The organism is Micromonospora sp. MW-13 (genome assembly GCF_003434305.1).
Taxonomy (GTDB): Bacteria; Actinomycetota; Actinomycetes; order Mycobacteriales; family Micromonosporaceae; genus Micromonospora.
Map to the genome: position 1 here is coordinate 1 of NZ_QKKX01000097.1, position 14,624 is coordinate 14,624.

12 protein-coding genes, 1 tRNA gene and 1 pseudogene are annotated in these 14,624 nt (G+C 73.4%); 4 read left to right on the plus strand and 10 right to left on the minus strand.

Annotated elements, in window-relative coordinates:
• Positions 1–636 (minus strand): annotated as a pseudogene (locus tag C5N14_RS30865) (hypothetical protein); the annotation flags it as partial.
• Positions 637–839: 203 nt separating this feature from the next.
• Positions 840–3,041: an AfsR/SARP family transcriptional regulator gene (locus tag C5N14_RS30870; protein ID WP_117673348.1), complete on the minus strand. Its 2,202-nt coding sequence runs from the start codon at positions 3,039–3,041 to the stop codon at positions 840–842.
• A 201-nt stretch (positions 3,042–3,242) separates the two neighbouring features.
• On the opposite strand from C5N14_RS30870, the gene C5N14_RS30875 reads away from it, so the two are divergent.
• Genes C5N14_RS30875 through C5N14_RS30885 form a run of 3 tightly spaced genes read left to right on the plus strand, consistent with a single transcriptional unit; the run spans position 3,243 to position 5,309 of the window.
• Positions 3,243–3,686, plus strand: coding sequence for a helix-turn-helix domain-containing protein (locus C5N14_RS30875; RefSeq protein WP_117673350.1), 444 nt, complete (start codon positions 3,243–3,245; stop codon positions 3,684–3,686).
• Positions 3,679–4,185 carry a hypothetical protein gene (locus C5N14_RS30880; protein WP_207892953.1) on the plus strand — a complete coding sequence of 169 codons (507 nt, stop codon included), beginning with the start codon at positions 3,679–3,681 and terminating at the stop codon, positions 4,183–4,185. The genes C5N14_RS30875 and C5N14_RS30880 overlap by 8 nt, the downstream gene beginning before the upstream one ends.
• 26 nt (positions 4,186–4,211) lie before the next feature.
• Positions 4,212–5,309, plus strand: coding sequence for an MAB_1171c family putative transporter (locus C5N14_RS30885; protein WP_128763716.1), 1,098 nt, complete (start codon positions 4,212–4,214; stop codon positions 5,307–5,309).
• 156 nt (positions 5,310–5,465) lie between these two features.
• Here the strand turns inward: C5N14_RS30885 and C5N14_RS30890 are convergent.
• The 7 genes from C5N14_RS30890 to C5N14_RS32795 all read right to left on the minus strand — a co-directional run bounded on the left by C5N14_RS30890 (position 5,466) and on the right by C5N14_RS32795 (position 10,942).
• A tRNA-Val gene (locus C5N14_RS30890) sits at positions 5,466–5,537 on the minus strand.
• 82 nt (positions 5,538–5,619) lie between these two features.
• Positions 5,620–6,087 (minus strand): peroxiredoxin, encoded by a 468-nt coding sequence (locus C5N14_RS30895; RefSeq protein WP_117673354.1) that lies wholly within the window; start codon positions 6,085–6,087, stop codon positions 5,620–5,622.
• A 120-nt stretch (positions 6,088–6,207) separates the two neighbouring features.
• Complete coding sequence (locus tag C5N14_RS30900) at positions 6,208–6,645, minus strand: DUF3052 domain-containing protein (RefSeq protein ID WP_117673355.1); 438 nt, start codon at positions 6,643–6,645, stop codon at positions 6,208–6,210.
• Between the two features lie 112 nt (positions 6,646–6,757).
• Positions 6,758–9,217: a thiamine pyrophosphate-dependent enzyme gene (locus C5N14_RS30905; protein ID WP_371685946.1), complete on the minus strand. Its 2,460-nt coding sequence runs from the start codon at positions 9,215–9,217 to the stop codon at positions 6,758–6,760.
• Positions 9,218–9,463: 246 nt separating this feature from the next.
• Positions 9,464–9,946, minus strand: a complete 483-nt coding sequence (locus tag C5N14_RS30910) for a MarR family winged helix-turn-helix transcriptional regulator (protein WP_117673359.1) — start codon at positions 9,944–9,946, stop codon at positions 9,464–9,466.
• A 146-nt stretch (positions 9,947–10,092) separates the two neighbouring features.
• Complete coding sequence (locus tag C5N14_RS30915; RefSeq protein WP_207892954.1) at positions 10,093–10,497, minus strand: secondary thiamine-phosphate synthase enzyme YjbQ; 405 nt, start codon at positions 10,495–10,497, stop codon at positions 10,093–10,095.
• A gap of 55 nt (positions 10,498–10,552) precedes the next feature.
• The gene (locus C5N14_RS32795) at positions 10,553–10,942 is read right to left on the minus strand and encodes a hypothetical protein (RefSeq protein ID WP_207892955.1); all 390 of its coding nucleotides are present in this window, start codon (positions 10,940–10,942) and stop codon (positions 10,553–10,555) included.
• 266 nt (positions 10,943–11,208) lie between these two features.
• Here C5N14_RS32795 and aceE point away from each other — a divergent pair, with 266 nt between their 5' ends.
• Entirely contained in the window at positions 11,209–13,947 is a 2,739-nt protein-coding gene (gene aceE, locus C5N14_RS30925) for a pyruvate dehydrogenase (acetyl-transferring), homodimeric type (RefSeq protein WP_117673363.1), read from the plus strand.
• Between the two features lie 139 nt (positions 13,948–14,086).
• Here the strand turns inward: aceE and C5N14_RS30930 are convergent, their stop codons facing one another.
• Positions 14,087–14,533 (minus strand): SRPBCC domain-containing protein, encoded by a 447-nt coding sequence (locus C5N14_RS30930; RefSeq protein ID WP_117673365.1) that lies wholly within the window; start codon positions 14,531–14,533, stop codon positions 14,087–14,089.
• Between the last annotated feature and the right edge of the window lie 91 nt (positions 14,534–14,624).

Genomic DNA, 14,624 nt, shown 5'->3' on the forward strand with positions numbered 1-14,624 from the left:
GACGACCGAGCCGGACCAGAGGGCTTCGACGATCTTCTGAGCGTCCCCGGCCTGCGGCTGGTACCGGTCCGGGTACGCGGAGACCTGCACCGCCTGGCACACCTCGCCAATGGGGGCGCTGGCCCATGAGTTGTTCGGGTACTCGTCCTCCATCTTGTTCAGGAACGCGTTGGTGGCCCAGGTCGGGTTGAGGCGCTGGGCGGTGCTGCCCCACGACGCCCGCTGCTGGAACAGGCCGAGACTGTCGTGGTCGACCTCCTCGCTGATGTTCTGCAGCCCGCTCTCGACGATCGTGGTCGTGATCGCGATGACCGCAGCCCGCTGGGAGAGGCCACGGGCCTTCACTGCCTGCACGACCATCCGGGCACAGGACACCCGGTAGGCCGTCAGGTAGCCGGCCAGCTTCGCGGTGAGCTGCCCGTTGAGCTGGGTCGCCAGCGCCTCGTCGATGCTGGTCGTCCCCTTCGGGTCACAGGCCACCGTCTCGTAGGCCAGCGCGACCGGGGCCAGCGCCGGTGCCGGCTTCGACACCGCACCGGGCGCGGCGCCGGCCGCCGAGGTTCCGGCCAGCACGGCGACCGACGCCAGCGCGACGGACAGGCCGAGCCGACCGACGCGGGAGATCGTGGGACGCACTGTTCCTCCTGACTGCCCGGTGTGGCCGCGGGTCAGGCCGACCCGTCCGTCACCCCGTTCGCCGGGCCCCAGCAGGATCGGCCGCGCCGGTGCAGGGAACCGTCAGCGCTCTTCCAGAACGGGTCCAAGCCCACTCAAACCCGCTACAGACGCCGGCCCGCCCCGACCGTCCTCGCGAGACGGTCGGGGCGGGCCACTGCCGGTCAGGCCATCGATCCCACGGTGCGCGGGCCGTCGGAGCGGCCGGTCGGCGGCGCGACCCGGCGCGTACCCCGGACCCGCCGAGGGCCGGTCGTCGGGCTCGCAAACGTGGCGTCCCCGGGGAGCCGGCTCTCGGCGGGACGCGCCACGACGGCCTCGTCGTTCCCCGGCGCGACGGCAAGCCGCAGGACGGTGGACAGGGCCGCGTGTTCCGCGCCGAGCCAGGCGCGCGGGTGGACCCCGATCCGGTCGAGGACGGAATCGGCCACCGGCAGGGCGCCCGACCGCGCCGGCCCGCCCGCCTCGACGGCGGCCCGTAGCGCGTACCAGGTGGCCGCCACCCGGGCCGCCGCCCGTCGGACGGCCCGTTCCGCGTCCTCGGCGCGTCCCCGGTCGCGTCCGAAGAGGCGTACCAGGTCGTCCGTCCCGTACCGGATCTGGCCGAAGTCGTCGACCCCGATCGGGTCGACCAGCAGGGCGTCCACCAGTCGCTCTGCCACCTGCTCCGCCTCGGCGGGGGTGACGTCGAGGGCTGCGGCCAGCACCCAGGAGGGGAAGTCGGAGAGCCCGAGCAGCCCGACGAGGCGCAGCGCCGCCCGGGCCGGGGGGTCGAGCAGGTCGTAGCTGCGGGCCAGGCAGGACCGCACGTCCTGGTCTCCGGCGCTCAGCTCGTCCAGCCGCAGTTCCTCGTCGGCCAGCCGCCCAGCGAGCAGGGCGACGGGCCAGCGGCGGCGGCTGGCCAGGCGCGCTCCGGCGACCCGGATCGCCAGCGGCAGCCCGCCGCACAGCGTGACCACCCGCCGGGCGGCGTCCGGCTCGGCGGCGGCTCGCTCAGCGCCGATCATGTCGGCCAGCAGCGCGCTGGCGTCGGTGTCGCCCAGCGGGCCGAGTTCGGTGCCGGCGCATCCCGCGAGGCCGGCCAGGTGTCGCCGGGAGGTGACGACGACGGCGCAGCTCGCCGCCCCGGGCAGCAGGGGCCGGACCTGCCGCTCGTCGCGCGCGTCGTCCAGCATGATGAGCAGCCGCCGGCCGGCGACGAGGGTGCGGAATCGTTCGGCCCGCTCCTCGGTCGTCTCGGGCAGCACGGTGGTGGTGCCGTCAAGCGCCCGCAGAAACCGACCGAGGACGGCGTACGGCTCCGCCGGGACCGGGCCGAGGCCGCTCAGGTCGGCGTATAGCTGGCCGTCCGGGTGGTCGGCCACCACCCGGTGGGCCACATGCGCGGCGAGGGCGGACTTGCCGATGCCGCCCCGGCCGACGATCACCTGCACCGGGACCGCGGTGGTGCGATCGGGCCGGGTGAGCGCCGTGACGAGGGCGCCCAGCTCGGCGTCGCGGCCGACGAAGTCGGCGGGCGCGGGCGGCAACTGGGCGGGGGCCGGGGGGCGCCCCTCTCCCGCCGGTTCGGGCCGGGGGCCGCCCGGGGCGCGGTCGGCGGCGGACGGCCGGGCGGGCAGGGCACCCGAGGTGCCGCCACGGAGGATACGGGCGTGGATCGCGCGCAGCTCCGGCCCGGGCTCGATGCCCAGTTCCTCGGTCAAGCGGGCCCGGCCGACGCGGTAGACGGCGAGTGCGTCGGACTGCCGCCCCAGGCCACACAGCGCCGTCATCAGGTGGCCCCGCATCCGTTCTCGGAACGGGTGCCGGCTGACCAGGTCGGTCAGTTCGGCGACCACTTCGGCGAGCCGGCTCAGGGCCAGCTCAGAGCCGATCCGTTCCTCGAGGGCGGCCAGCCGCATCTCGTCGAGCCGGGCCGCCTCGCCGACGAGCAGCTCGCTTTCGACGCCGCCGAGGGCCGGCCCACGCCACAGGGCGAGGCCGCGCCGGAACAGCTCCGCCGCCTCGGCGTGCCGCCCGGACCCCGCCGCCTGCCGTCCCTCGGTGACGAGCCGCTCGAAGACGTCCCGGTCGAGGGCACCGTCCGGGATGTCGAGGACGTAGCCGGGTGACCGGGTGGTGATCGCCGCCCGGCCGCCGGTCCGGTTGGTCACCTGACGCAGGGACGAGACGTACGTCTGCAGAATCGAACGGGCCCGGCCGGGCGGGTGCTCACCCCAGAGCGCGTCGAGCAGCCTGTTCGCGGGCACGACCCGACCGTGATCGACCAGCAGGGAGACCAGCAGCGTACGTGGTTTCGCGCCGCCGATGCCGACGACGCTGCCGCCGCTGGACACCTCCACCGAACCCAGGAGTCGGAACTCCACTCGATTCCCCCGTTTCACGGGCCGGGCGGGAAGGGGCGGGTGGCGCCCCCCGCTCGACCTGACTGCTCCAGACTCATGTGAAGCCCGTTCGAGGTCTTCCTCCATCTGAGTCGGCTCAAGGTACACTTCGATCACCGAACGCTGTCAAGGCGTTACATTTTTCGATGATTCCGACGTCCGTCCCTCGGAACGGAGGGCATCGTGGCAGGTGAGCCGCGAACCATCGCCGACAGGCTGAACCACCTCTTCGCCACCGTGCAGCGGCCGGACTGTCGGGAATACAGCAATGAGGAGGTCGCCGCCGGCATCACCCGGGACCAAGGCGTGCCGATCTCCGCCTCCTACCTGTGGTACCTGCGGACCGGCCAGCGGGACAACCCGACCTTCCGGCACCTGAACGCACTTGCGACCTTCTTCGGCGTGTCGCCGGCGTACTTCTTCGATCAGGAGACCGGCGACCGGGTGGACGCCGAACTGGGCGTGGCGTCCGCGCTGCGCGACGCCGGGGTCCGCACGGTCGCGTTGCGGGCCAGCGGCCTGTCGGCGGCCAGCCTGGACGCCATCCGAGACGTCATCGACCGGGTCCGGCAGTTGGAGGGACTGCCACCGACCGACAGCGATCCGGGAGACCGCCGGCGTGCGTGAGCTGAGAAGGATTCGGCGACGCTGCGAGGCACTCCTCCGGACGCTGGACGTGCCCCGCCCGCTCGACGTCCACCAGCTCTGCGCGCAGGTCGCTCGGCTTCGCGGCCGACCGATCCACCTGCTCCCGACGGCCTTCCCGGACGGCACGGTCTGCGGCCTCTGGATCGCCAGCGACTCCGCCGACTACCTGGCCTACGAGCAGGACACCTCGGCGATACATCAGGAACACATCCTCCTGCACGAGTTGGGGCACCTGCTCTGCGGACACGACGGTGACGACATCGGCACCGGGCTGTTCCCGACGCTCGAACCCGCCACGGTCCGCCGGATGCTCGCCCGCACCAACTACTCGACGGCGCAGGAGCTTGAGGCAGAGTTGCTCGCCTCGCTCATCCGCAGCCGGTCTGCGGCCCCCCTACCGCCCGGGCCGGAGGTGGAGAGCGGCACGGTTGGCGAGCGGATTCGCCGAGCCGTCAGCCACGGGGAGCCGGGCGAATGAACCCGGGCGACGTACCCGTCATCCAATTGACGCTGTTCGTGGCATGCGGGGGTGCCGTCTGCTACAAGCTCTGGCACGCCCGGCGACGGCCCGGGGACCGGTCTCGCCAGGCCCTGTCGCTGGCCGTGCTCGCCCTGACGGTCGGCACCGGTATCCAGGTCGGCGCCGCAACCGTGGACCGGGTCACCGGCCTGCCCAACACCGGCCGCATGCTGAGCAACTGCGCCGGCGTCGTCGCCGCGTGCGCCGCCCTGGTCTTTCTTGTCCACCTGCGCCGGCCGGCGCCCGGGCCGGCGAGCCGGCAGTGGTGGGCGCTCGCCGTCGTCCTGCCCGCGATCGTCGTGCTGTTCCTGCTCAGCCCGGCCGATCCGGCCTCGTCCCGCGGCGACCCCCGGCACGCGACGGCGGTGTACTCCTCGCCGTACGTCTACCTGTTCCTGGCCTACCTGAGCTACGTGCTGTCCCGGGCGCTGCGCGAGGCCCACCGCTGCCTGCGTGCGGTGACCGAGCGCTCCCTGCGCACCGTATTCTGGCTGACCATAGCGGGCTGCGGAACCGGGCTGCTCTATGCCTTCTTCAAGTTCTGCTACCTGATCGGGCACGACCTGGGGGTCGGCCTGCCCGGCAACGAGAACAGCACGTCGACCCCGGCGTACCTGCTGACCATCGGCCTGCTGGCCGTGGCGGCGGTGACCCCGGCGTGCCGGCCGGTCATGCGGGTACTGCGCCGGTGGACCCGCCGCTACCTGGCGTACCAGCGGCTCTTCCCGCTCTGGCGGGCCGTCTACCGGGCGGCGCCCACGGTGGCGCTGGGCCCCCGCGATTCCCGCCTGCGCAGCCTGCTCACGCTGTGCGACCTGGAGTTCCTGCTGTACCGGCGGGTCATCGAGATCCGCGACGGCCAACTGGCCCTGCGGAACCTCGTCCCGGCCGGCACGGCCGGGCCCCTCGGGGTCGCCACGCCGGCGTCCGGGACAGACCGGCTGGTGGCCGTCCTGCGCGAGCCGGCTACGGAACAGTCGGAGGTCGGGCCGGAGTCGGCCGGGGACGACCTGGACGCCGAGGTCCGCTCCCTAGAGCGAATGGCGTCCCGCTACGCGCGGCTACGCCGCGCACCCCGCTGACCGGCCCCAGCCGGAACCTCCGCGGTGGCGCGCTCGACATCGGGCTGGCGGCGGGGCCGCCTCTCGCGGAACTGACAAGCGAGTGCTGTCTGAACGACCAAGCGACGCGACTGTGTGACACTCCCCCGCGCCCCGCCTGGGGCTGGTGGTGATGGGTGGGCGCGGCAGGTTTCGAACCTGCGACCCCTCGCTTGTAAGGCGAGTGCTCTCCCACTGAGCTACGCGCCCCGAACGCCCGTGCGGCGGGCCGGAGTCCGGCAAGCTTACCCTGCCGGCACCGGCCCGCCGCGACGGCGTGCCTGGGGTGGGATCAGGCGGCGACGGCCTCGGCGAGGGCCTTGCGCCAGCCCTGCTGGTCGCGCGCCTCGCCCGGCATGTTCATCTCGGCGAACCGGACGACGCCGGCCTTGTCGATCACGAACGTGCCCCGGTTGGCGATCCCGGCGACGTCGTTGAAGACACCGTACGACTGGGCCACCGCGCCGTGCGGCCAGAAGTCGGCCAGCAGCGGGAACTGGTAACCCTCCTTCTCGGCCCAGATCTTGTGGCTGTAGACCGAGTCCACGCTGACGGTGAGCACCTGCACGTCGTCGTTGACGTACTCGTTGAGGTTGTCCCGCACCTCGCAGAGCTCGCCCTGGCAGATGCCGGTGAAGGCGAGCGGGTAGAAGACCAGCAGCACGGTGCGCTTGCCACGGAAGTCCGAGAGCCGGACCTCCTGGTTGTTCTGGTCCTTGAGCACGAAGTCCGGCGCCTCGGCGCCAACCTCGATCGGCATGCAAGCTCCTCAGGTCGAGTCAGGGTGGCACCAGCCTGCCACCACACCCGGACGCCGGGGCGGCCGGGTGTGGTGGCAGAGGGCTGCTGCCATGTCTTGCCCCGGGCGGGGCCGCTGCTGCTACTTCTTGGCCTTTGCGCCCCGGCGCAGCACCAGGCGGGCGCCGCTCCAGTCCCGGCCGGCGTTGACCGTGGACGTCTGCTGAAGGCCGGCGGTGGGCGCGGACTCCGCTACCTCACTCGGCTCGACGTGGCCCTCCCGCCCGGCCTTGGGCGTCAGCAGCCACACGACGCCGTTGTCGGCCAGCGGCCCGAGGGCGTCGACGAGCAGCTCGAAGAGATCACCGTCGCCGTCGCGGTACCACACCAGGACCGCGTCGACCACCTCGTCGGTGTCCTCGTCGACCAGATCTCCACAGCGGTCGGTCAGGGCGTCCCGGAGATCCTGGTCGACGTCCTCGTCGTACCCCATCTCCATGACGACCATCCCCGGCTCGATCCCGAACCGGTCCGCCAGGCTGCGTACCCCGTCGGCGGCCTGACCAGCGGTCGCGCTCACTGTCGCGTGCCTCCTCATCTCGTCCCTGCCCGCGGCATCGCTGCGACGCCGTCAGGCAAAGTCCACACACTCCTGGCTCCCCGCGCAAGTGGCGCACCGGGTGGAACGGAATTTACCGTGCCAGCAGCGTACGGGCACCCAGGGTAATGGCCTCCTCGGAGACCAGCACCTGGAGTGCCGCTGGCCCTAATGGTACAAACGAGTCAATTGCCGCCACCCGCAACGCCGCTCCGACGTACCCGCCGTCGACCAGCGCCGCGAGCACCCCCTCGCCGACCCCGCCGGACCGGCGCGTCTCGTCCACGACCAGCACCCGGCCGGTCGCGGCGGCCTCCCGGACGATGTCCGCGACCGGCAGCGGCGCGATCCAGCGCAGGTCCACAACGCGGGTGCCGACCCCCTCGTCGGCAAGGGCGGCGGCGGCCCGCAGCGACATCCGCACGCCGTTACCGAAGGTGATGATGGTGATGTCCTCGGCCGAGCCCACGCCGTACACCCGGGCCCTACCGACCGGGGCGTGCCCGGCCGCCCACGCCTGCGGCCCCGGATAGTCGGCCAGCCACTCGCCGTCGCCCTCGGCGTACAGGTCGCGGGTGTGGTAGAGCGCGATCGGCTCGACGAAGACACAGACCCCGCCGTCCACCGCCGCGCTCGCCAGGCAGGCGCGCAGCATCGGCCCGGCGTCGTCCGGGCGGGCCGGGACGGCGATCACCAGGCCCGGCACGTCGCGCAGCACGGCGAGGGAGTTGTCGTTGTGGAAGTGCCCGCCGAAGTCCTCCTGGTACGCCAGTCCGGCCACCCGGACCACCATCGGGTTGCGGAACGCGCCCGAGGAGAAGAACCGCATGGTGGCCGCCTCGCCGCGGAGTTGGTCCTCGGCGTTGTGCAGGTACGCCAGGTACTGGATCTCCGGCACCGGCAGCAGCCCGGCCAACCCGGCACCCAGCCCGAGCCCGAGGATCGAGGTCTCGTCCAGCAGGGTGTCGAAGACCCGGGCCGCGCCGAACCGGTCGCGCAGCCCCCTGGTCACCCCGTGCACCCCGCCCTTGGCGGCGACGTCCTCGCCGAACACGACCATTCCGGGGTGGTCGAGCATGCCGTCGGCGAGGGCGGCGTTGATGCTCTGGGCCAGGGTGAGCGGGCCGGCCAGCTCGGGCAGCCGGCCGTCGAACGCCACGGCCCGGGCCGCCGCGCCGGGCCCGGCGGCCCGGGTCGCCGCGTCGGCCACCGCGCGGGCCACCCGGGCCGGCCGCCGGGGCGCGATCCCGGCGACCACCTCGGCCGCGGAGGCGAGTTTCGGCTCGCCGAGCACCTCCTCGGCGATCCGGCGTACCCGCCAGCCGCGCTCGTCGTACCGGGTCAGCAACTCCTCGGCGGTGGCCACGCCGGCATCGACCAGCAGCCGCGCGGTGGCCAGCAGCGGATCCCGCGCCAGGTCCGCGGCCAGCTCGCCGGGGCTGCGGTACGCGGCCTCCGTGTCGGCCCCGGCGTGTCCCATCAGCCGCACGGTGGACAGGTGCAGCACGGCCGGCCGCCGGTGCCGGCGCACCCAGCCGGCCGCCTCCACCGCAGCCTCGTACGCCTCGACCGGGTCGGTCCCGTCCGCGGCGAAGTAGCGGATGCCCGGCTTGGCCCGCAGCGTCGCCGCCACCCAGCCCTTCGGCGAGCGGACGCTGATGCCGAGGCCGTTGTCCTCGCAGACGAAGAGCACCGGGATGCGCAGTCCGGTGTGGTCGTACCAGCCCGCGGTGTTGAACGCGGCGGTGGCGCTGGCGTGGTTGACCGAGGCGTCGCCGAACGAGCAGACCACGATGGCGTCCGGCGGCCAGGGTGAACGGGCCGGCCGCCCGATGTCGCCGACCGGGGCCGGCCCGGCCGGCCGGCCGGCCGAATCGCGCCGGCGCAGCCGCTCCAGGGCCAGCCCCGTGCCGACCGCCCGGGGCAGGTGCGAGGCGATGGTGGAGGTGGTCGGGACCACGGCGAGGTCGGCCCGGCCGAAGACCTTGTGCCGGCCCCCGGCGATCGGCTCCCGGGCCGAGGCGACCATGCCGCGCAGCACGTCCCGGGCGGCACCGGCGTACGCGTCCTCGGCGTCGGCCCCCTCGACGGGGCCGCCGACCGTCCCGGGGTCGACCATCGGCGGAGGGTCGGCGGGCGCGCCGGTCGGGTGGGCCGGGCTGGTCGGCTGGGCGGCCGGCGCGCCGCCGTCCCCGGGGCCCGTCCCGTCGCCCGGGCCCGGCCCGTCGCCCGCCGGCCCGGCCGGGCTGTCGGGCGACGCGGCCGGGTCGCCGCCGCGGCCCGCAGCGTCGGGGCGAGGGCCGGGGACGGCGACGGCGGCGGCGTCCGAGCGGACGGGTTCCGGACCGTCGTCCGCGTCGCCGCCGTCGGTGCTGCCGGCCGGGGCGGGGAAGGCGGTCCGGCCGGCGGCCAGGGCGGCCCGCAGACAGTAGAACGCGCCCGAGCGGTAGTGCAGCAGGGCGGGGTCGCCGGGACGCAGCGCGGCGGCGACCGCCGCGTTGCCCTCGTGGCCGGCCGACCCGATGGTGTGGAAACCCTCGCCGAAGCTGCTCAGCCACCGCCCGGCGAGGTCGAGTTGCCGGCTGGTGACCTGGGCGTCGAAGAGGTCCAGCAGTTGCGCCCCGGTCAGCGCCGCGCCGTCGCGGACGGGCTCGGCCGGGTCACGCCGCCGGGGCGCGGCGGCCAGCCCGGCGAGGGCCTCCCGGAACCGGTCGTCGAGATCTTGCGGGGTGGTCACGTCGGACAGCATTACCGACTCGACGCCGACTCGCCCACTCAGACACGATCCGCCCGGGGCGGCTCAGTCCTCCGCGCAGCGCTCCGGGCAGCCGCCGTCGGAGACCTTCCACACCAGCTCACGCAGGGTGGCCAGCTCGGCGTCGGTGAGCCCGGCGAGCAGTCGGGAGTCCGACATCACCCGGTGGACCCGGCCGCGCGTCCGCCGGCCGGCCCCGGTGACCACCAGCGTCTTCAGCCGGCGGTCCGTCGGGTCGGCCCGGCGCTCCACGAGCCCCGCCTGCTCCAACTTGTCGACCAGGGTGGTGACGTTCGACCGGTCGCAGCCGAGCCGCTCGGCCAGGTCGCGGGCCGGCAGCGGGCGGTCCGGGTCGAGCTGGTGCAGCGCCCGGGCGGCGGCCGGGGTGAGGCCCAGTTCGGCCACGGCGACGTCCTGGTGGTGCCGGATGGCCGACGCGACGTGCAGGAGCCGGCGCACGGTGTCCCCGGCGAGGCCGGAGCGGTCGCCCACGTCGGGCCCGCTGCCGGGAGGGACGGGCTGCGGCATGGGCGTCATCGTACGTCCCGACGCCCCCTTCGAGCGCCTCCGCCGGCCCCCGGCCGGGGCGGGCCAGCGACCCGAAGCCGCACTACGCCGACCCGGCGTCCCGCACGGTCGGCAACGAGTTGGCCGGCTCCTTCGATCACCTCGGGTCAGCCCGGCAGGAACGAGAGGCGGACGCTGCGGGTGGGGTTGTCGCCGTTGGTGTCGACCAGGCAGATCGACTGCCAGGTGCCCAGCGCGAGCCGCCCGTCGACCACCGGCAGGGTCGCGTACGGCGGGACGAGGGCGGGCAGCACGTGGTCCCGCCCGTGCCCCCGCGAGCCGTGCCGGTGCCGCCAGCGGTCGTCGGTGGGCAACAGGTCGTCCAGCGCCCCCAGCAGGTCGTCGTCGGAACCCGCACCGGTCTCGATCACCGCCAGGCCGGCGGTGGCGTGCGGCACGAAGACGTGCAGCAGGCCGTCGCCCTGGCCGGAGACGAACCGCTCCGCCTCGGCGGTGATGTCCCGGACGGTCGGCCGGGACCCGGTCTGGACGGTGATCACCTCGGTGCGCATACGGCGCATTCTGCCCCAGGCGCGGCGCGTCCGCCGGCAGCCACCGGGGCCACGGTCACCAGCTTCCGCCGCCCCCGCTGTCGCCGCCGCCCGAGTAGCCGCCGGAGTCCCCGCCCGACCAGCCGCCGCCGGAGTCGCCGGGCCCCGAGTCGCCCGACCAGCCGCCGGCCGGGTGGTCGGCGCCGGCACCCGCGCCATAGGTGCCGGAGCCGTACAGGCCGGAGCCGTACAGGCCGGCCGGGTCGCCTGCGGCGGGGTAGCGGTACCCGCCGCGCTGGCGGCCCGCCCGGTTGAGCAGCACCAGGCCCGCCGCCAGCAGGGCCAGGCCGAGCACCCCGGCCAGCGCCGCGTCGAGGTCGCCGCTGGCGAGCCCGATCAGCGCCAGCAGGAGGATGAGCCCGCCGACCAGTGCGAGTGCGCTCGCCATCGCCCGCAGCATCGTCATGCGCCCGAGGGTAGGGCGCGCGGGCAACCGGAGCGGCCACGGCACCGCAACACCCGGCCCGTGCCGGGGCCTCGGGCTGGTCGCCGGGCAAGCCCGTTCCTGCCGGCGGGCGGGGTGGCGGGGGCGGGCGGGCGGCCGGGCCAAATGTTACCGACGGGTACCTGTGTTCAGCGTCGCGTCTGGGGGAGGCAGACGTGACGACCGCCGCCGGGAGGAGGCAGGATGGCGTCTAGAGACCTATCCCACACACAACCGAGGGAACGCCTGTGGCCACGGAACGCAAGCGCCCGGTGATCACCGCCGGTCTGCCGAGCCAGCTTCCGGACATCGACCCCGAAGAGACCGGCGAATGGGTCGAGTCGCTCGACGGAGTGATCGACGAGCGCGGAACCAAGCGCGCTCGGTACGTCATGCTGCGTCTGCTGGAGCGTGCGCGCGAGCGCCAGGTCGGGGTGCCGTCGCTGACCACCACCGACTACATCAACACCATCCCGCCGGAGCGCGAACCGTGGTTCCCGGGTGACGAGCACATCGAGCGGCGGATCCGGGCCTACATCCGGTGGAACGCGGCGATGCTGGTGCACCGCGCGCAGCGCCCCGAGATCGGCGTCGGCGGGCACATCTCCACCTTCGCCAGCTCGGCGTCGCTCTACGAGGTGGGCTTCAACCACTTCTTCCGGGGCAAGGACCACCCGGGCGGCGGCGACCACATCTTCTACCAGGGCCACGCCTCGCCGGGCATGTACGCGCGGGCGTTCCTGGAGGGTCGGCTGAGCGAGGACCAGCTCGACGGGTTCCGCCAGGAGCTGTCCCACCCGGGCGGTGGGCTGCCGTCGTACCCGCACCCGCGGTTGATGCCGGACTTCTGGGAGTTCCCCACGGTCTCCATGGGGCTCGGCCCGCTGAACGCGATCTACCAGGCCCGGTTCAACCGGTACCTGCACCACCGGGGCATCAAGGACACCTCGCAGCAGCACGTCTGGGCGTTCCTCGGCGACGGCGAGATGGACGAGGTGGAGTCGCTCGGCGCGATCGGCGTGGCCGCCCGCGAGGAGCTGGACAACCTCACCTTCGTGATCAACTGCAACCTCCAGCGGCTCGACGGGCCGGTCCGGGGCAACGGCAAGATCATGCAGGAGCTGGAGGCGTTCTTCCGGGGCGCCGGCTGGAACGTCATCAAGGTGGTCTGGGGCCGCGAGTGGGACCCGCTGCTCGCCGCCGACACCGACGGCGCGCTGGTCAACCTGATGAACACCACGCCCGACGGCGACTACCAGACCTACAAGGCGGAGTCCGGGGCGTACGTGCGGGAGCACTTCTTCGGCCGCGACCAGCGGACCCGCAAGATGGTCGAGGGGTTCACCGACGACGAGATCTGGAACCTCAAGCGGGGCGGCCACGACTACCGCAAGCTCTACGCGGCCTACAAGGCGGCGACGGAGCACACCGGGCAGCCGACGGTGATCCTGGCCAAGACGATCAAGGGCTGGACGCTCGGCTCGCACTTCGAGGGCCGCAACGCCACCCACCAGATGAAGAAGCTGACGCTGGAGGACCTGAAGCTCTTCCGCGACCGGCTCTACCTGGACATCTCGGACAAGACGCTGGAGGAGAACCCCTACCTCCCGCCGTACTACCAGCCGGGCGAGTCCTCCGACGAGATCGCGTACCTGAAGGAACGGCGGCAGCAGCTCGGCGGATACCTGCCGTCGCGGCGGACCGCCGGCAAGGCGCTGGCGATCCCGGGCAGCGAACGGTTCGCCGACGTCAAGCGGGGCTCCGGCAAGCAGAAGGTGGCCACCACGATGGCCTTCGTCCGCCTGCTCAAGGACGTGATGAAGGACAAGGAGTTCGGCAAGCGCTGGGTGCCGATCATCCCGGACGAGGCCCGTACCTTCGGCATGGACTCGCTGTTCCCCACGCAGAAGATCTACTCGCCGCACGGCCAGCGGTACACCTCGGTCGACCGGGAGCTGTTCCTGTCGTACAAGGAGTCGACGACCGGGCAGATCCTGCACGAGGGCATCAACGAGGCGGGCTCGGTGGCCTCGTTCACCGCCGCCGGCACCTCGTACGCCACCCACGGCGAGCCGATGATCCCGCTGTACATCTTCTACTCGATGTTCGGCTTCCAGCGCACCGGCGACGGCTTCTGGGCGGCGGCCGACCAGATGGCCCGGGGCTTCGTGCTCGGCGCGACCGCGGGGCGGACCACGCTCAACGGTGAGGGCCTCCAGCACGAGGACGGGCACTCGCTGCTGCTCGCCGCCACCAACCCGGCGGTGGTCGCCTACGACGCGGCGTTCGCGTTCGAGCTGGCGCACATCATGGAGAACGGCCTGCACCGGATGTACGGGGAGCAGCCGGAGAACATCTTCTACTACCTGACCATCTACAACGAGCCGATCCATCAGCCGGCGGAGCCGGCGGGCGTGGACGTGGAGGGCCTGCTCAAGGGCATCTACCGCTACTCGCCCGCCCCGCAGGTGGACGGCCCGAAGGCGAACATCCTGGCCTCCGGCACCGGCATGCAGTGGGCGCTCAAGGCCCAGCAGTTGCTCGCCCAGGACTGGGGGGTGGCCGCCGACGTCTGGTCGGTGACCTCCTGGACCGAGCTGCGCCGCGACGCGGTGCAGTGCGAGGAGCACAACCTGCTCAACCCGGGCGCGGAGCAGCGGGTGCCGTACATCCAGCAGAAGCTGGCCGACGCCGACGGGCCGAAGGTCGCGGTCAGCGACTGGATGCGCGCGGTACCGGACCTGATCGCCCGCTGGGTACCGGGCGACTACACCTCGCTGGGCACCGACGGGTTCGGCATGTCGGACACCCGGCACGCGCTGCGCCGGCACTTCCACGTCGACGCCGAGTCGGTGACGGTCGCGACGCTGCGGCAGCTCGCGCTGCGCGGCGTGGTGCCGGCCACCGTCCCGGCCGAGGCGGCCAAGAAGTACGCGATCGAGGACGTCAACGCGGCCCCGGTCGGCGAGACCGGCGGCGACAGCTAGGGCGGACGAGCACGGGGCCCGGCGCGGTGGTCACCGCGCCGGGCCTTCGTCTTCCCCACCCCGGGCAGGATGATGGTCCGGCATCCCTGGCGGGGACGCCGGACCATCTCCATCGCGGGTGACGCCGGGACGGGCCCGGTCAGCCGACGGCGGCCAGGTCGGTCAGCCGGGCCAGCGAGTCCTCCAGGTCGGCGCCGACCCGACGCAACCCGAGCCGGAGCAGGGCGGCCTTGACCGGGCCGGCCGGCCAGCGTACGACGATGAGCCGCACGACGGTCCCGCCCTCCTCCTCGTCTCCGGTGAGCTGGACGTAGATCTCGGTCCGGGCCTCGGCCCGGGCCCCGGCGCCCTTGGCGCGCTCCCGCCAGCCGATCAGGTTCGGCTCCTGGTAGGCGATCACCTCGGCCTCGTGCGCCGACCCGCGCCCGGCCTGGACCAGTTGCCGGCGACCGAAGCCCTCCCCCGAGAGCACCTCGGCCGCACGCACCCCCGCCAGCCAGGCCGGCAACTGCTCGGCCCGCTGCACGACTTCCCAGACCGCTTCCACCGGCGCCGCCACGTGCGCACTGCGTTCCACGAGGATCATTTCGTTCTTTCCCCCACTGAGGACATCCGCGATATTCCGCACTCTATGCATGAAAACGGACTTACCTGGACTTCTTCGGAAAAGACACGCC